This is a genomic window from Lysinibacillus telephonicus (genome assembly GCF_003966145.1).
Taxonomy (GTDB): Bacteria; Bacillota; Bacilli; order Bacillales_A; family Planococcaceae; genus Ureibacillus; species Ureibacillus telephonicus.
Genome location: NZ_RXNR01000010.1, coordinates 58169 through 76702, shown reverse-complemented (window position 1 = coordinate 76702; position 18534 = coordinate 58169). Strand labels below are relative to the sequence as shown.

At 34.7% G+C, this 18534-nt stretch carries 16 protein-coding genes; 13 read left to right on the top strand and 3 right to left on the bottom strand.

Annotated features, from left to right (window positions below):
• Window positions 1-203 precede the first annotated feature (203 nt).
• From EKG35_RS05200 to EKG35_RS20820, 10 genes are all read left to right on the top strand, one after another.
• On the top strand, window positions 204-1460 hold the full coding sequence (locus EKG35_RS05200; protein WP_126293390.1) for an MFS transporter: 1257 nt from the start codon (window positions 204-206) through the stop codon (window positions 1458-1460).
• 61 nt (window positions 1461-1521) lie between these two features.
• Entirely contained in the window at window positions 1522-2361 is an 840-nt protein-coding gene (locus EKG35_RS05195; protein ID WP_246020192.1) for a methyltransferase domain-containing protein, read from the top strand.
• A gap of 97 nt (window positions 2362-2458) precedes the next feature.
• The gene (locus tag EKG35_RS05190) at window positions 2459-3058 is read left to right on the top strand and encodes a lysophospholipid acyltransferase family protein (RefSeq protein ID WP_246020190.1); all 600 of its coding nucleotides are present in this window, start codon (window positions 2459-2461) and stop codon (window positions 3056-3058) included.
• Window positions 3059-3110: 52 nt separating this feature from the next.
• Window positions 3111-3569, top strand: a complete 459-nt coding sequence (locus EKG35_RS05185) for a low molecular weight protein-tyrosine-phosphatase (protein ID WP_126293389.1) — start codon at window positions 3111-3113, stop codon at window positions 3567-3569.
• A 176-nt stretch (window positions 3570-3745) separates the two neighbouring features.
• The gene (locus tag EKG35_RS05180; RefSeq protein ID WP_126293388.1) at window positions 3746-4465 is read left to right on the top strand and encodes a YebC/PmpR family DNA-binding transcriptional regulator; all 720 of its coding nucleotides are present in this window, start codon (window positions 3746-3748) and stop codon (window positions 4463-4465) included.
• 272 nt (window positions 4466-4737) lie between these two features.
• Window positions 4738-6474, top strand: coding sequence for a methyl-accepting chemotaxis protein (locus EKG35_RS05175; protein ID WP_126293387.1), 1737 nt, complete (start codon window positions 4738-4740; stop codon window positions 6472-6474).
• A gap of 146 nt (window positions 6475-6620) precedes the next feature.
• Window positions 6621-8318 (top strand): M3 family oligoendopeptidase, encoded by a 1698-nt coding sequence (locus EKG35_RS05170; protein WP_126293386.1) that lies wholly within the window; start codon window positions 6621-6623, stop codon window positions 8316-8318.
• Between the two features lie 280 nt (window positions 8319-8598).
• Entirely contained in the window at window positions 8599-9678 is a 1080-nt protein-coding gene (locus EKG35_RS05165) for an AI-2E family transporter (RefSeq protein ID WP_126293385.1), read from the top strand.
• 93 nt (window positions 9679-9771) lie between these two features.
• Window positions 9772-10230 carry a hypothetical protein gene (locus EKG35_RS05160; protein ID WP_126293383.1) on the top strand — a complete coding sequence of 153 codons (459 nt, stop codon included), beginning with the start codon at window positions 9772-9774 and terminating at the stop codon, window positions 10228-10230.
• Window positions 10231-10245: 15 nt separating this feature from the next.
• Window positions 10246-10416: a hypothetical protein gene (locus EKG35_RS20820; RefSeq protein WP_185807648.1), complete on the top strand. Its 171-nt coding sequence runs from the start codon at window positions 10246-10248 to the stop codon at window positions 10414-10416.
• Between the two features lie 87 nt (window positions 10417-10503).
• Here the strand turns inward: EKG35_RS20820 and EKG35_RS05155 are convergent, their stop codons facing one another.
• The 3 genes from EKG35_RS05155 to EKG35_RS05145 all read right to left on the bottom strand — a co-directional run bounded on the left by EKG35_RS05155 (window position 10504) and on the right by EKG35_RS05145 (window position 13563).
• Window positions 10504-11520, bottom strand: coding sequence for an inorganic phosphate transporter (locus EKG35_RS05155; RefSeq protein ID WP_126293382.1), 1017 nt, complete (start codon window positions 11518-11520; stop codon window positions 10504-10506).
• Window positions 11521-11537: 17 nt separating this feature from the next.
• Window positions 11538-12158 carry a DUF47 domain-containing protein gene (locus EKG35_RS05150; protein WP_126293380.1) on the bottom strand — a complete coding sequence of 207 codons (621 nt, stop codon included), beginning with the start codon at window positions 12156-12158 and terminating at the stop codon, window positions 11538-11540.
• 244 nt (window positions 12159-12402) lie between these two features.
• Window positions 12403-13563, bottom strand: coding sequence for a class I SAM-dependent methyltransferase (locus EKG35_RS05145; protein WP_126293379.1), 1161 nt, complete (start codon window positions 13561-13563; stop codon window positions 12403-12405).
• 265 nt (window positions 13564-13828) lie between these two features.
• On the opposite strand from EKG35_RS05145, the gene putP reads away from it, so the two are divergent.
• From putP to EKG35_RS05130, 3 genes are all read left to right on the top strand, one after another.
• Window positions 13829-15316, top strand: coding sequence for a sodium/proline symporter PutP (gene putP, locus EKG35_RS05140; protein WP_126293376.1), 1488 nt, complete (start codon window positions 13829-13831; stop codon window positions 15314-15316).
• Between the two features lie 109 nt (window positions 15317-15425).
• A complete protein-coding gene (hflX, locus tag EKG35_RS05135) occupies window positions 15426-16712 on the top strand; it encodes a GTPase HflX (RefSeq protein ID WP_185807647.1) in 1287 nt (428 codons plus the stop codon).
• 278 nt (window positions 16713-16990) lie between these two features.
• Window positions 16991-18478 (top strand): peptide MFS transporter, encoded by a 1488-nt coding sequence (locus EKG35_RS05130; protein ID WP_126293375.1) that lies wholly within the window; start codon window positions 16991-16993, stop codon window positions 18476-18478.
• The last annotated feature ends 56 nt before the right edge of the window (window positions 18479-18534 follow it).

The window sequence follows — 18534 nt, the reverse complement described above, 5'->3', positions numbered from 1 at the left end:
GTTTAGCTCCAACACCCAACTTTTTAAGTCGAGTGCTACCCTCCTATTGATAATTAATTGTGCTTACAAAAAACGGGTCATGGATGCAAGTGTTTAAACTGATGCAGGGAATCTTTAAGCTATGTGCCTTTCTTCTGAAATTTCAATGAATTAATAAATATAGTTCATGTACAATAGAGAAAAACAAATTTTAAGGTGGATAAATGAGAAAAATACATTTTAGCTGGGTAATTTTATCAATTACTTTTATTACTATTATCGTTGCAGGGATTATTCGTTCTTCCTCGGGAATTTTTATTGATCCTTTTGAAACAGAGTTTGGTTGGGATCGCCCAACGATTTCTTTCTCTTTCGCTTTATGTTTATTTTTATATGGGTTTTCGGGGCCGTTTATGGCGGCATTTGTTGATGTATTTGGTTTGAAAAGAATGATGCTTTATTCAATGTCCATCTTATCAATTGGACTTGGGTTTACCTTTATTATGAAAAGTGAATGGCAGCTGATTTTAATTTGGGGTGTCATGCTTGGTGTTGGTTCTGGTTTGTTTTTAACTGTATTAAGTACACAAGTTGCAAATCGGTGGTTTGTTAAAAGAAGAGGGTTGGCTGTTGGTATTTTAACAGCGGCAACAGCAACTGGACAATTAATTCTACTTCCTGTACTAGCAAGCTTTGTCGAAAATTATTCTTGGCGTACGGCAATTGCATTAATTTTTGTTTTGAGTATTGCCATGCTTATACTTATTGCAATGTTTATGAAAAGTTGGCCAAAAGATATCGGCATTATGCCATATGGCCAAGAAGAGATTGCTGTAGAAGAACCAAAGATAGTTAAGCAACAAAACCCTTTTAAAATGGCAATTGCCTCTTTATTTGAAGGACTAAAGGTGAAGGAGTTTTGGCTGCTTGCAGGAAGTTTTTTTATTTGTGGATTATCGACGAGCGGTCTAATAGGAACACATTTTATTTCATATTGTATAAGCTTTGGAATACCGTTAGTAACCGCAGCATCTATGTTATCTTTTATGGGCGTATTTGACTTAATTGGGACAACGATTTCGGGTTGGTTATCAGATCGTTTTGATAATCGTTGGCTGTTATTTTGGTATTATTCCTTAAGAGGTGTATCTCTATTATTTTTGCCATTTGCATTGGCGCAAGGCTCCTATACTCGGCTTGTCATCTTCTCAATATTTTACGGTCTAGATTGGATTGCTACAGTACCGCCAACAATTGGATTGACAAGACAAAAATTTGGTATTGAAAAAAGTGCTATGATGTATGGTTGGATAACTGCAGCCCACCAGGTTGGAGCAGGGGTAGCTGCGTTTTCAGGGGGTATTATTTATAAAGTTTTTAATTCTTACATGTGGGCTTTTTTATTAGCTGGCGGATTTTGTTTAATAGCAAGTCTATTTGTCATTTTAATTAAAAAACAACCATCTAAAGAATTTGTTTAGTTTTTCATTATTTGTTAATGAATGATATGATACTAACAGAAAATAAAAAGGAGTATTCTTCGTGGGGAAAGTTTCAAAAAGAACTGCAAGCATTTTATATATGAAAGAGCAACAATCACTTTTCTCCTGTCCAATCTGTAAAAGCAGCATGAATGTCGGAGATGATGGCCACATTGTTTGTGCCAAAAAACATTCGTTTGATATTGCGAAACAAGGCTATGTGAATTTTATGATTAAGCCTTCACCTTCAATGTATAGTAAAAGTTTATTTCAATCGCGTCAGGAAATTATAACAAGTGGATTATATGAACCAATACAAAAAGCAATCGCAAACCTTATTGGGAAACAAGCTGATGCAATACTAGATACTGGCTGCGGAGAGGGCTCACATTTAGAAAAAATATGCAGCTTATTAAATCGTCAAATACTTGCTGTGGGTATTGATATATCAAAAGAAGGAATACAAGCTGCAGCAAAATATTATGAAGATAAAATATGGTGTGTAGGAGATTTAGCAAACAGCCCTTATCAAGAACAATCATTTGATATTATACTAAACATATTATCTCCAGCTAATTATGATGAATTTAGCCGATTATTAAAGCCGAATGGGAAAGTAATTAAGGTTGTGCCCCAATCCGGCTACTTAAAAGAATTAAGAAAAGAAGCCTTTGCAAGCTCTGAAAAGGAAAATTATTCAAATGAGCAAACGGTTGAAAGATTTAAAGAGCATTTTGCAAATGTTGAGCAAGAGCGGATAACGTACACAATGGAGCTGGAGCCGCATCTAGTTCCAAAGCTTCTTGAAATGACTCCATTAGGATGGCATTTGCAAAAGGAAGTTTCTCTGAATGACATTACCATTGATCTTGAAATTTTAGTTGGCAAGCTTTCTAATTAAATTGATGGGCTAAGCATTTTGAAATAGAATAAACATATCGACTAAAAAAGATGAAAAATGACGTATTAATAGTAAAATAAAAGGTAGGAATGTAGCAGTGTTATATAATTTTGGAGCAAGACTGATCGGTATTCTTTTATGGTTGAACGGTGCAAAAGCAAAGGTTTATGGAAAACAAAATTTGCCTAAAGAAGGCGGCTATATTATTGCTTGTACACATAATGGCTATGTCGATATTTTTAATTTAGGTGTATCGTTAATGCCGCGGCAAATTCATTTTATGGCTAAGAAGCAATTATTTGATATAACAGTGTTGGGTCCATTGATTAAAAGGTTAAATGCTTTCCCTGTTGACCGTGATAATCCAGGTCCGAGTGTAATAAAAATACCACGTCAATTGATTAAAGAGGGGAAAGTGGTTGGTATTTTTCCTAGTGGTACTCGTTCAACGGAAAATGTAGAGTTAAAACAAGGTGCCATCACAATTGCACAGCTTTCAAAAGCACAAATAGTTCCAGCAGCATATGTTGGGCCTCGAAATTTAGGAGAGGTATTTAAGCGTCAAAAGGGCTATTTAATTTATGGCAAACCTTTTACGGTTGCTGGTGGTAAAGAAGCACGTGATGAGTCTACTGATTATCTAGAACAAGAGCTATCACGTTTAACAGAAGAGTTGAAATTAAAAATTACAAAATAATGTAAAGCACTTTCCGATTATGGAGAGTGCTTTAATTCTGGAGGATTAATATATGATTCGTGTGCTTTTTGTTTGCTTAGGGAATATTTGTCGTTCTCCGATGGCAGAAGCAGTTATGCGGGACTTAATCGAGAAAAGAGGGCTTGCTGATGCAATCAAAGTTGATTCAGCAGGGACAAGCTCCTGGCATGTTGGAGAACCTCCACATAGAAAAACACAGTTAAAGTTAAAGGAATACGGTATTTCAACAAGTGGCATGAAGAGCCGCCAACTAAAGAATGATGATTTTGAAGCCTTTGATTACATCGTGGGGATGGATAGCAGCAATGTAAATAATATTCGAGAAATGCTTGGTCAGCCTGAACATCCAAAAATTTTTCGCCTATTAGATTTAACATCCCACAAAAAAGATATTCCAGATCCATATTATACTGGGGATTTCCAAGAAACCTATGATTTAGTTTCAGAAGGATGCGAAGCTTTGCTGAAGAAAATTATAGAAGCAATGTAGCGTTACGTTTAAATACAATCCATTTTTAGGTAATTCCAAAAATAGGATAAGGAATATCCGACCTTTTTCTTTCTGTTCATATTGGTGTATAATATTACAGTCTCATTTACTTTATTTAACTAAGTTAATACGATGCCTCAATTAATATATTAAAAAATTGAAAGAGAGTGAATCCAATGGGTCGTAAATGGAATAACATTAAAGATAAAAAGGCAGAGAAAGATAAAAATACTAGTCGCATTTATGCTAAGTTTGGTACTGAAATTTATGTAGCTGCCAAAAAAGGTGAACCAGATCCAGAGTCAAATGCAGCATTAAAAGCAGTTTTAGAACGTGCTAAAACATACAATGTTCCAAAACATATTATTGATAAAGCTATAGATAAAGCAAAAGGTGCTGGCGGCGAAGACTATGATGAGCTGCGCTATGAAGGCTTTGGTGTAGGTGGCACGATGGTCATCGTTGATGCACTTACTAATAACGTAAATCGTACAGCCTCTGACGTTCGTGCTGCTTTCGGTAAAAACGGCGGCAACATGGGTGTAAGTGGTTCTGTAACATACATGTTTGATTCAACAGCAGTGTTTGGTATTGAAGGGAAATCTGCTGATGAGATTTTAGAAATCTTATTAGAAGCAGATGTTGATGCAAGAGATGTATTTGAGGAAGAAGATGTAACGATTGTTTATGCTGAGCCGGATCAATTCCATACTGCTCAGGAAGCATTTAAAGCAGCAGGAATTGAGGAATTTACAGTTGCTGAACTGACAATGCTGCCACAAACAGAAGTAGCATTATCTGGTGACGATAAAGCGAAGTTCGAAAAAATGATTGATGCATTAGAAGATTTAGATGACGTTCAACGTGTATATCATAACGCGGATTTGGGAGAGTAAATCTTATATTGAAATTGTAAATAACACCCAGTAGTTGTTGGACTACTGGGTGTTTTTATATTTAAAATACCCTTGGAGAAGTCGTTAAATGCTACAATTTTCACCTAGTTGTCCTTCATAGATTAATTATTAAAAAGTTACTTTTTGAGAAAAACGTTTTCAAACAGAAATTTAGTATAAAAATCTACTAATACAGCATTGTTAAAAATGAGGAATATGTATAATATTAGTAGAAAATAATATAAATAAATTGGTCTTTTAGGGGTGGAGAAATGAAGCAATCAATTAAGGGGAAATTACTAGTTTTTTCGTTTTTACTATTTTTAGTACCTAGCTTAACCATTGGAATCATTAGTTATTTTCAGGCGAAAAATAGTATGGATGAATTAGGGGAAACGATTATTAAAAATAGTGTGGAGTCTTCGTTGCAGCTGATAGAGTCAGTAAATCAGAAAGTTGAAAATGGTACTCTTACACTAGAAGAAGCGCAAGAACAAGTGAAAACGACTCTTATAGGAGAAATGAGGGCGGATGGGACTCGCAAAATTGCCTACCCAGGTGATTTAGGAGAGAATGGCTATATTTATATTTTAGGACATGATGGCACATTGCTTGGACATCCAACGAGAGAAGGAGATAATCTTTGGAATGACCAAGACAGCTCAGGTCAGTTTTTCATTCGCGAAGTAAAGGACCGTGCAATTGAGGGTGGGGGTTTTACCTATTATGAATTTGAGCTTCCAGGACAAGACACTGTTGCGCCAAAATTAATATATTCAAAATTAGATCCAAATTGGAACTGGATCATCGCTTCAGGTACATATAATCAAGACTTTAATGCAGCAGCCAATCAACTATTAACAGTTATATTAATAACAATCGGTGTATCAATTATTATAGGCGGGCTTGCTACGATTCTGTTCTCACGCCATTTAGCACGTCCATTAATGAAGCTATCAAAGAGAGTAAGAGAAGTGGCGAAAGGAAATTTAACAGTTGAGCTGCAGGAGTTAAATCGAAAAGATGAAATTGGAGCATTAAACAATGGCTTTAACAATATGGTACAGCAGCTAAAAAATTTAATTTCAGGTGTAGAGTCTACAATTGTTGAAATTCAAACGACATCAGCTAATCTTTCCTCTGTGGCAGAAGAAACAATTGTTCATGGAGAGGATATTGTAAAAGCAGTAACTGAAGTAGCAGATGGAGCAACACAACAAGCTTCGGACACGGAGGAAACAAACCGAACTTCAATTGAATTCGCAAAACAAATAGAGATGCTCCATGAGAAAAATGAATCCATGTTAGAATCATCGAAAATTATGAGAAGCTCGAATGAACAAGGATTGAAAAATTTAATTATCTTAAAAGAACGTTCTCATGAATCATATGAGTTAATTACAAAGGTGCAAAATGTAATTGATAGTTTAATTTTAAAAGTAAAAGAAATTGAAGGAATTGTAGGTACAATAACTGAAATTTCAAATCAAACAAACTTACTCGCATTAAATGCTTCCATAGAGGCTGCTCGTGCTGGGGAAAATGGAAAAGGTTTTGCCGTTGTTGCTGAAGAAGTACGGAAATTAGCTGACCAAACAAGTGAAGCAACCGAGTTGGTACGCAATACGCTGCGCGGTATTGTTAGTGAGACAGATGTAGTAACAAAGGAAATGTCTAAAACGTACTCCATTGTACAAGATCAAAATAAATCAGTAACTGAAACAGAAAACTCATTTACTTACATTGAAGCTGCAGTTAAAAATATTATACTTACAATTGAAGATGTATCGTCAAGTGTAAATCAATTAAATGAATCTAAAAATATTATGACTCGTGCAATTGAAAACATCGCTGTAATTAGTGAAAAGAATGCTGCGACAGCTGAGGAGGTTACTGCATCAGTGGAAGAACAGCAAAAAGCGATTCAACTTGTAACAGAGTCCTCTAAAGACTTATCGCTGGAATTATCTGCCCTACAAGAATCCATACAGCAATTTACTGTACGCTGAGTAAGAGCTCAAGCAGTCTAAGGGAAACTGCTTGAGCTCTTTATATTAAACTATATGCTGATTAGCAGAATAATTGCGCTTTAAAATAATATCATGAATAATAATTATTAAAGTTTCGGATTCGAAAAATGAAAGAGGTGTCATGGATGGTTGTTTTTAAAGATTATGAGTACAGACGTCCAAATTTGGAGGAGATGAAGAAGAAGGCAGGAGTATTATTAGAGCAATTTAAACAAGCTGATGCTGTTGATTCTCAAAGTAAAGTAATTGAACAAATTAATGCATTACGCAATGATTTCTCCACCCAGGCAAATTTAGTTTATATCCGCGCTTCTATTGATACGAACGATGAATTCTACCAAGTTGAACGTGATTATTTAGACGACATTACGCCGCAAGTAGAAGAAATAGTTTTTAATTATTACAAAGGGCTCGTTAAATCTCCATTTAGAAAGCAATTAGAGGAGAAATGGGGGACACAGCTTTTTGCATTAGCTGAAAATCAGATAAAAGGCTTTTCACCAAAAGTAATTGAACTAATGCAAAAAGAAAACAAACTTGTTTCCGAATATAGCAAATTAGTTGCATCGGCACAAATTGAATTTGACGGGAAGACACTAACTCTTGCTCAACTTACACCATATACAGAATCAACTGATAGGGAAGTTCGTAAGCAAGCGATGGAGGCTCGTTTTAATTTCTTTAGCGAAAATACTGAAAAATTCGATGAAATCTTTGATCAGCTTGTTCAATTGCGCCATAAAATTGCGGTAACATTAGGTTACAAAGATTACGTAGAACTCGGTTATATAAACATGAACCGTATTGATTACGATGCAGAAATGGTAGCAAATTACCGTGATCAAGTTCACAAATTGATCGTTCCAATCGCAACAAAACTATATGAGCGGCAAGCGAAAAGAATTGGTATAAGCGACTTTAAGTTTTATGATGAAGGCTTAAATTTCTTATCCGGAAACGCAAAGCCTCAAGGTGAGCCATCGTGGATTGTTGAAAACGGCAAAAAAATGTACGAGGAGCTATCCACTGAAACAGGTGAGTTCTTCAACTATATGATTGATCATGAATTGATGGACTTAGAGGCGAAGAAAGGGAAAGAAAGTGGAGGATACTGCACATTTATTGAAAACTATGAATCACCTTTCATTTTCTCGAATTTTAATGGAACTTCAGGAGATATTGATGTGCTGACACATGAAGCAGGGCATGCTTTTCAGGTGTACTCCAGTCGACATATTGGGATTCCGGAATATTTATGGCCTACTTATGAATCAGCAGAAATTCATTCAATGAGTATGGAGTTTTTCACATGGCCGTGGATGGAGCTATTTTTTAAGGAAGAAACGGAAAAATATAAATTTGCCCATCTAAGTGGAGCATTATTATTTTTACCATATGGTGTTGCAGTTGATGAATTCCAACATATTGTTTACCAAAATCCAGCTATGTCACCAGCACAGCGTAAAAAAGCCTGGAAGGAAATTGAAGAAAAATATTTGCCTCATCGTGATTATGATGGCTATGAATATTTAGAAGCTGGTGGTTTTTGGCAGCGTCAAGCACATATTTATGCGAATCCATTCTATTATATAGATTACACACTTGCACAGGTTTGTGCATTGCAATTTTGGAAACGGTCTAGAGAAGACTTTGAGTCGGCATGGAAAGACTATATTCATCTTTGCAAATTAGGTGGTTCTTTGCCATTTACAAAGCTAGTGAAAGAAGCAGGCTTAATCTCTCCGTTTGACAATGGATGTATACAATCTGTTATCGAAGCAATTGAAAACTACTTAAATTCTATTGATGATACAAGTTTATAAAATATTAGAGAGTAATCTAAAAGTAGCAGTGTCATAATTATTTAAAAAGAATTTGCCCATTTATTGGAAATGGGCATTTTTTAGTTTAGAAAATACACGATAACTGCAGTAGAGTGCTTCGAATGCAACGGCTCGAGCAGCTTCGCTTTCGTCTCTAAAAAATGTGACCAGAATCGACTTATCTCGAAATGAAAATTAATATAAAACGTAAATAGTTATATAATGGGTGAATAGGAAAGTTGCATATATGGTACAATGTGGAAAGGAGTGAATATATTATATGACAAAAAAAGTATGGTTCCAGGTAGGAATGGGTGTATTAATTGCCCTTTTAATTATTAAATATGTTATTGAAGTTCGATGGATTTTGAATCCAATTTTTATCATTATTAAAACGATATTTATTCCAATGTTATTAGGCGGCGTTCTTTATTATATATCAGAACCGTTACAGCGATTTATGGAGAAAAAAGGAGCTCCTAGGTGGGCAAGTATTTCAACGATTTTGCTGTTATTGGCAGGCATCGTAACAGGGCTGCTTTTAATGATTGGTAATCCTATTACAGAACAAGTTAATAATTTAGTAAAAAATGCACCATATATTGAGGATAAGATTATGGATGTAGCAGACATCGTTTTAGAAAATAAGGATAATCTTCCACCGCAAGTAGAAAAGTTTATTGATTCGATATCAAGTTCGATTCAGGATATTGCAATGGCAGGAAGTAAGTATGTTGTGACCATTGTGAGTGGTACTGTTTCTGCGACTTTTACATTAATTTTAGTACCATTTTTCTTTATATACATGTTAAAGGATCATGAAAAATTTGCACCAAATATATATAAAATTTTTTCAGGCGAAAGACGAACATGGGTAAAAGAAACATTAGCTGATATTGATCATGTATTAAGAAACTATGTACAAGGACAAGTACTAATCAGTCTTATCCTTGCATTAATGACTTTTATAGGGTACTTATTGATTGGTCTTGAGTATTCATTATTACTTGCGATATTCGCCTTTTTTATGAATATGATTCCTTTTATAGGGCCGTGGATTGCTCTTGCGCCAGCAATTGTTGTCGCGCTTATACAAGACCCTATTTTGGTTATTTGGGTTTGTGTAGTTACACTCGTTGCACAGCAATTAGAAAGCAACTTAATTACACCAAATATTATGGGTAAATCATTAGATGTGCATCCATTAACGGTTATTACGATTGTGCTTGCAGCAGGCAATATTGGAGGATTTATTGCGATTATTATTGCGATCCCAACCTATGCTGTGTTAAAAGCTATTGTTAAAAACATTTATGAAGAAAGAAAAAAAATCAAAGAAGCTGCAACAAAGTCAGTTTGATAAGTGCATAACGCAGTATACCAAAAAAGGGTGTACTGTGTTTCTTTTTAGTGTAAAGTGTATTTGTATATTGAATTGAAAAGGAGTTCATCCATGCTATCATTTGAACAAAAGCAAGATATTATTGAATCGTTTCCAGAGCTAACTAAAAAAGAGATTTCGTTAAACCGATTAAACTATCATTTCGAGAATAGTTTACATGAAAAAACAATTGTTATTGAAAAATTACATCCAAACGGCAATGGGTTTGTGTATGTAGGAGATTTATTGAAATATGAGAAGGAAGCAAATGAAAAAGGGCTAGTGAATATTCGTGAATACGATGAGCAAGCGTTAAGAGAAATTATTCGAGATGCGATAGACTATATGTCTGAAGATATGGAAACACCGATTGTAGAAAATTGGACTTCTAGAGAAGGTGTATTATTAGAGCTAGTTCATGAAAAGCGAAATTGGAATATTTATTTCCGAAATAATTTAGAAGAATCCTTTGGTACTCGTGAAGCAGCGGTAGAATATTTATTTGAAGAAGGCTTTAAGCCCAAAAAATAAAGGGGAAGAGTTAAAATGAATGGGAAAAAGGCTGCAATTACATTAATAGGAATTATACTTTTAGTCAGTTTATTAGTTGTAATAGCCATTAAAGTATTTTTTGCAACATATGAACCAAAACAGGTAGAAGATACGGTTACATTTGCGCAGATTTCATCACAATTTTTAACTTCATATAAAAGTTGAAATTTAAAAAGGGGTCTGACCAGAAAGGGATATTTCTGGTTAGACCCATTTAATTAAATCTTAAGATCCCTATTTACCATGCAAAATCTAGAAGAATAAGTTTAGTATAGAGTAAATAATAGCGGCCATTAGAGCTGAAATAGGCATTGTAATAATCCATGTCAGTACAATTTTACGAGCAACGCCCCATTTTACTCCTTTAACACGCTGTGCTGAACCTACACCCATAATAGCTGAGGAAATAACATGAGTTGTTGAAACCGGTAAATGGATTAATGTAGCCCCAAAAATTACGGAAGCGGACGCTAAATCTGCTGCTGCTCCGTTTACTGGACGGATTTTCATAATTTTACCGCCCACAGTTTTAATAATTTTGTAACCACCGACTGATGTACCAAGTCCCATCGCAATTGCACAGGCAATTCGAACCCATTCTTGAACTTCATCGCCTGTTTGTAATCCCGCAGCGATTAACGCCATTGTTATAATTCCCATTGCTTTTTGAGCATCGTTAGTACCATGTGTAAAGGATTGCAATGCTGCAGTGAAAACTTGTAGTGTTCGAAAGCCCTTATTTGTTCGATAAAGGTTTAAATTTTTAAATAAGCCTTTAAATATGGACATGTATAAAAATCCTATTGCCAAAGCAATAAATGGCGATGCAATTAAACCTATTAAAATACTGGAAAATCCACCATAATTTAAAATACCAAAGCCAGCAGCGGCAATTGCAGCACCTGCAATTGAACCAATTAATGTATGAGATGAACTTGACGGAATACCGAAGTACCATGTAAGCAAGTTCCAAGTAATTGCGGAAATTAAAGCTGCTAGAATAACGATAGTACCAGTAGTATCATCTGGACCAGCATTTAAAGCAAATGGGTCAACGATATCCTTTGCAATTGCTTTCGCCACTCCTACAAATGTGATTGCTCCAAGGAAGTTCATTATAGCAGCCATTAATACAGCAACTCGCGGAGGTAATGCACGTGTAGATACGGAAGTAGCGATAGCGTTGGCAGTATCATGGAAACCGTTAATAAAGTCGAAAGCTAAAGCAAAGATTACGACTAATATTGTGATAAATAAAATAGTGTCCATTTAAAAATCTCCTGATCTTATGCGTTGCGCATAATAATTGTTTCTAATGTATTTGCTACATCTTGGCATGAGTCGGCAATTTCCTCTAGTTGATCATAAATGTCTCTCATTTTAATTAAACGAATTGGATCTTTTTCTTTTAAGAATAACTGTTTAATAGAAGAACGGGAAATTTCATCGCATTCGCGTTCATAATCTTTAATTAGAATGATGTGTTTACGCATTTCCAGTAGATGTTTTTTATTTAACAGGTCTGTTGCTGCGACTATTTCATCTGCACTTTTCGAAATGAAGTCTAAAAACTTTTCCATTGACTCATCTATGTCTATAAAAGAGAACATTTCAAAGTGTGCGATACAATGTTCTGCACCGTCTAGTACATCGTCCATTTTGTTTGCTAACGCTAAAATATCCTCACGTTCAATTGGTGTCATAAAAGATTTATTAAGCATGACGATTAGTTCATGAATTAATTTATCTCCATCAGTTTCATATTTTTTCATTTTTACGCTAAGTTCTTTTAAGTCTGCTATTGATTCTATTCGGAAATCTCTAGCATAATGAATACCTTCTCTCATATTTTCAGCTATCTTATGTAAAGATAGGAAAAATGGATCTGATTTTTTTGAACTAAACATGGAATTGCCCCCTGGTATACGTGTAATTTTAACTAAAATTTAAAACTGAAACATAGAATATCATAACAAAATAATTAAAAAATCTACATAAAATATCTATTGAAATATACAAAATTTACATTGCTGTAATATACATAATGTTCAAAAAATAATATCTGAATATAAAAAAGACAAATATATAAAAGGTATATTGCTCCTATACTTATATATTTGCCTAATAAAATTTATTTATTACGGTTTTTGTTTAGAGATATTCACGAAGTTCATTTTGCAAAAATGGCTTCGCAGATAAAAATTCTATGAATGAATTATAGCGTGTACGCTGCTCGCTTGTTGGCTTTTTACCTGTGAAGTATGCTCGTATTAAAATATTTTTTGGAGTATGCTCAACGTCAATAAACTCTAACAATTGTGCATCATATCCAACAAGCGACAGAATTTCAGCGCGAATAGAATCTGTAGCTAGCGAAGCAAATCGCTCTTTTATTAAGCCGTGCTGAGTCATTATTTCAAGAGCAGGTGATTGCAGTTGTCGATTTAATTCATGTTGACAGCATGGAACGCTTAGTATAACTTTAGCACCCCATTTTACTGCACGGGCAAGCGCCATATCTGTTGCAACATCACAAGCATGTAAAGTTACTACCATATCCACAGAGGTTTCATCATTATAATCATTTATATCTCCAACTAAAAACTCAAGCTGCTCATAATGTAAATCCTGTGCAATGCGATTACATTCATCTATTACTTCTTTTTTTAAGTCAAGTCCAGTAACTCGTATATCTAGACCCTTTTCCACTTTTAAATAATGATAAAGTGCAAAGGTTAAATATGATTTGCCTGATCCAAAATCTAATATTCGGATTTGGCGATTTTTTGGTAAATGTGCTAATGAATCGTCGATAAATTCAATAAAACGATTGATTTGACGGAACTTATCATATTTTTGTTTTTTGATTTTTCCATCTTCCGTTTGTACACCTAGGCGGATAAGGAAGGGGTAGGGGGTAGACTCGTCTAATAAATATTGCTTTTTGCGATTATGAGATAGGTCGACTTGCTTATATGATTTTGATTTTTCTTCTTTCCAAAGTACTTTATTTTTTTTAGATAATTGTATTTGGATGTTCTCATCTATAAATTGAGCATGAATTTGACGAAACTGTTGTAATAACAATTCAAATGCTTCAGAAAACTTTTCTAATAAAACATTTTCGTGTTTTAAAACTCGTTCAAATTGGTACTCAATTTGAATATGATATTTCCCTTTCAATTCAATAGGTTTAATTTTAACACGTTTAATTTCATTTGATTTTTGACGTGGTTGACTAATTGTAGCATTTATAAGTTCTTTGTTATCAATACGTTTTATAAATTCTGTTTTCATTTGCTCAAAGTCCATATTAATCAGCCTTCTTCTAATTTTGATGGAAATAGTTTAACATAGGAGCCCTAGAAAGTGTTAATAGTAGCAATAACAGATAGAGGTAATATTTTTAGTATAAAAAAGTATACTAAAATTGAATTTTTAAAAAATTCTTGAACACAAAATCATTATTGTATGGTAAATTATCTGTATGGCATAGTGTACTGGAATATGATATTATTCTACTGTTTTTAACACTATTTTTAACAAAAAAAATTAATTTACATCAGGGGGAGAGACAATGTCAGATCATGGGTTTCAATTGTTAGCTATTGTTCTTTATATGCTCGCGATGGTTATCATTGGTTGGTACGCATATAAAAGAACAAGCAACTTAAATGATTATATGTTAGGTGGACGTGACTTAGGACCTGCTGTTACAGCATTAAGTGCTGGTGCTGCAGATATGTCGGGATGGCTGCTAATGGGCTTGCCTGGTGCAATTTATGCTGCGGGTATGGTCGAAGCTTGGATTGCAATTGGTTTAACTATAGGTGCTTGGTTAAACTGGCTTTTTGTTGCACCGCGTTTACGTGTATACACACAAGTTTCGAAGGATTCTATTACGATTCCGAGCTTTTTGGATAACCGTCTTCGTGATAATACGAAGTTAATCCGTATAGTTTCAGGAATCGTTATTTTAGTGTTCTTTACGTTCTATGTATCTTCAGGTATGGTATCAGGCGGTAAATTTTTCGAAAGTTCATTTGGCTTTGATTATCATACTGGTCTGTTAATTGTAGCGGTTGTTACTGTAGGGTACACGTTATTTGGTGGATTCCTGGCCGTTAGTTATACAGACTTTATCCAAGGTTTAATTATGTTCTTGGCGTTAATTTTAGTACCAGTAATTGGTGTGTTCTTTACTGGCGGTTTAGGTGACACAATTAGCTCAATTAAAGCGGTAAATCCAGAACAATTTAGTTTATTTGCATCAACGGCAACAGTTGCGGGGGTTATCTCATCAGTGGCTTGGGGTCTAGGTTATTTTGGTCAGCCTCATATTATTGTTCGATTTATGGCAATTAAATCTGTTGCTGAAACAAAACAAGCACGTCGTATTGGTATCGGTTGGATGATCTTAAGTTTATTCGGAGCTATTGGTACTGCATTAGTAGGTTTAGCATACTTCCAACAAAATGGAATGGAAATAGATGACCCAGAAACTATATTTATCGTAATGGGACAAATCTTATTCCATCCGTTTATTGCTGGGATTATGTTAGCTGCCATTTTAGCAGCAGTAATGAGTACAATTTCTTCACAATTAATTGTAACATCTTCTGCATTAATTGAAGATATGTATAAAGCATTGTTTAAAAAAGATGCTTCAGATAAACATTATGTAACAGCTGGACGTTTAGCAGTTCTTGTTGTGTCAATTGTAGCTGCAATCTTAGGGTGGAATCCAGATAGTTCTATTTTGGACCTAGTTGGATTTGCTTGGGCTGGATTTGGTGCCGCATTTGGTCCAACGATTTTACTGGCATTATATTGGAGAAAGCTAACTAATGTTGGTGCATTAACTGGTATGGTTGTCGGTGCAGTTGTTGCATTTATTTGGGGACAAAATGAAGCGTTATCAGGTATGCTATATGAAATCGTTCCTGGTTTCTTAATCAACCTTATTTTGGCTGTAATTGTAAGTTTAGTGACTTATAAACCAAATAAAGAAATTGAAACAGAATTTGATGAAACATTAGAGCTGCTAAAATCTGAAAAGAAATAATCCGTATATATTTAAGACCTACACGAATCCTCGTGTGGGTCTTTATTTATATAAAAAGGGATATAATATAAGATACGATTGGGAAAAAACCTCTATAGGGGGAACATGAATGAGAAATATGAAGGAAGTTGAAGTAATAATCGAAAGAGGAATACTGGTCGGTGTTAATTTGCAAAATGACCAGAATTTCCAGTACTCAATGGAAGAGTTAGCGAATTTATCTCAAGCACTTGAGGTAGAAATAGTAGGTGAGGTGACACAAAATTTAGAACGCATCAACCCCTCACACTATGTTGGAACAGGGAAAATCGAGGAAATAAAACGTTTCATTGATGAAACAGATGCAAATCTAATTATTTTTAATGATGAGCTTTCTCCTTCTCAAATTCGTAATCTTGAGCATGATTTAGAATGTAAAGTTATTGACCGTACGATGTTAATACTTGATATTTTTGATCGCCGTGCAAAAACACGAGAAGCAAAAATGCAAGTAGAATTAGCTCAGCTCCAATATATGCTGCCAAGGTTAGTAGGACTCCATGCCTCTCTTTCAAGACAAGGCGGTGGTACTGGAGGGGGCTTTAGAAACCGTGGTGCTGGTGAAACGAAGTTGGAGCTAGACAGACGAAAAATTGAGGACCAAATTGCTAAACTTCGAAAAGATTTGATAAATGTGCAGGAACAGCGTGAAACACAAAGAAAAAAACGTCGTAAAAATGAAATTCCTGTTGTTTCACTTGTTGGATATACAAATGCAGGGAAATCATCTATCATGAATCAATTACTTCGAAAATTAGGACAGGAGGAAAATAAGCAAGTATTTGAAAAAGATATGCTTTTTGCAACTCTTGATACCTCAGTACGAAATATAGAGCTGCCAGATAAAAAGTCTTTTCTTTTAACGGATACAGTCGGATTTGTTAGCAAATTGCCTCATCACTTAGTAAAGGCCTTTCGTTCTACATTAGAAGAGGCTAGGGAAGCTGATTTGTTATTACATGTTGTCGATGTTTCAAACGAAGAGTATCGTTTTATGATGGATGTTACAAATAAAACATTGAAAGATGTTGGTGTAGAAGATATTCCAACAGTTTATGTATATAATAAGTCGGATGTTGCAGATGTTAACTATCCTTTGGTTAGTGGCGATAATATTTGGATTTCCGCCAGAGAAGGGATGGGGCTGGATGAGTTAATTCAAAAGATTCGCCAGCATATATTTTCGAATTACTTAACTTGTGAAATGTTAATCCCCTATGATAAAGGTGATATCGCTGCATACTTGAGTGCTAATGCTCTAATAAAAGAAATGGAATATGGTGAACGTGGAACAATAATTAAGGTTGAATTAAAAGAGTCGGTAATGAAAAAATATGAACAATACGTAATAAAATAGTAAAAATAGGTAACGATAAAAAGGTCGTTACCTATTTTTTTATTGAGGAAAAAGAGCTAATATTATTTTGAAATAATAGAGCTAAGCCATTATTGATGCTAAATGAAGAAAAATAGAAAGAATTTATAGAAGATAAAGAAATTTCGAACTTTTTTATAATATATTGAAAAAACTTTCAAAATGCTTTATTGTAAAAAAACAGTTGTCAGACAATTGATTACTTCGAACTAAATTGTCAGAAAAAACTAACATTTAATAAAACGGAAGAGGGTATTTTGATGTACAGCAAAGAAGAAATAGTCAAATCCGTTCCTCAAAAGGGCTTCTTTGGACATCCAAAAGGATTATTTACATTATTCTTTACTGAGTTCTGGGAACGATTTTCTTACTATGGAATGCGCGCCATTCTTATTTTCTATATGTATTATGAGCTACATGAAGGCGGTTTAGGATTAGATCGCGGAACTGCCAACTCTATTATGGCGATGTATGGTTCATTAGTATATATGTCTGGTGTTATTGGCGGATGGTTTGCGGACAGAGTATGGGGAACGCGTAAGACCGTATTTTACGGTGGAATATTAATCATGATTGGTCACATAATATTAGCATTACCACTAGGCTTTACAGGGCTGTTAATATCAATGCTATTTATTATTATTGGGACAGGCTTATTAAAGTCGAATGTTTCAACAATCGTCGGAGATATGTATGACGAAAAAGATAACCGTCGTGATTCAGGCTTTAGCATTTTCTATATGGGTATTAACATGGGTGCATTCATTGCTCCGTTTATTGTTGGAACAATTGGTGAAACAGTTAACTTCCATTTAGGATTTGGTATCGCAGCAATCGGTATGTTTATTGGTTTAATTGTGTTCTATATAACACAAAAGAAAAATCTGGGATTAGCAGGTCAAGAGATTCCAAATCCAATGAACGAACTTGAGAAAAAGAAAGCGCTTCGAAATTTCGCAATTGGAATTATCGCAATATTGGTAATTGGTGGTATTCTTTATGCTACTGGAAATTTAACAATGGCAGTGTTTAGTTTAATTATTACAACACTTGGTATATTAATTCCTACAATATTCTTTTTTGTTATGTATCGCAGTCCTAAAACAAATAAAGATGAAAAATCTCGTTTGTTAGCTTATATCCCTTTATTTATTGCAGCGGTAATGTTCTGGGCGATCCAAGAACAAGGTGCAACAATTTTAGCTACGTATGCTGATACTCGAACGGATTTATCGGTTGGAGGCTTTGAACTTCAAGCATCTTGGTTCCAATCTCTAAATCCATTGTTCATCATTATTTTTGCACCAGTCTTTGCGTGGTTATGGTTGCGTCTAGGCAATAAACAACCATCAACACCTAAGAAGTTTGCCATTTCATTATTCTTTGCTGGTCTATCATTCTTAGTCATGATTATCCCAGCTAAAATGTCAGGAGGAACAGAACTTGTAAGTCCTTGGTGGTTAGTTCTATCATTCTTCCTAGTTGTAGTAGGGGAGTTATTATTATCTCCGGTTGGATTGTCAGCAACTACAAAACTTGCTCCAGCTGCGTTTGCAGCTCAAACAATGTCACTATGGTTCTTAACTAGTGCTGCTGCCCAAGCTATAAATGCACAACTTGTACTTGTTTATGAAGCAGTATCAGAAATTACGTACTTTGGTGCACTTGGAGCTATGTCAATTATTCTAGGAGTTATTTTGCTAGTTTTAACTCCGATTATTTCAAAGGCAATGCGTGGAATTAATTAATATAAAATATCGGTCCTTTTGTTGCAGAAGTGGGTATCTCATATGTGTATGAGTAC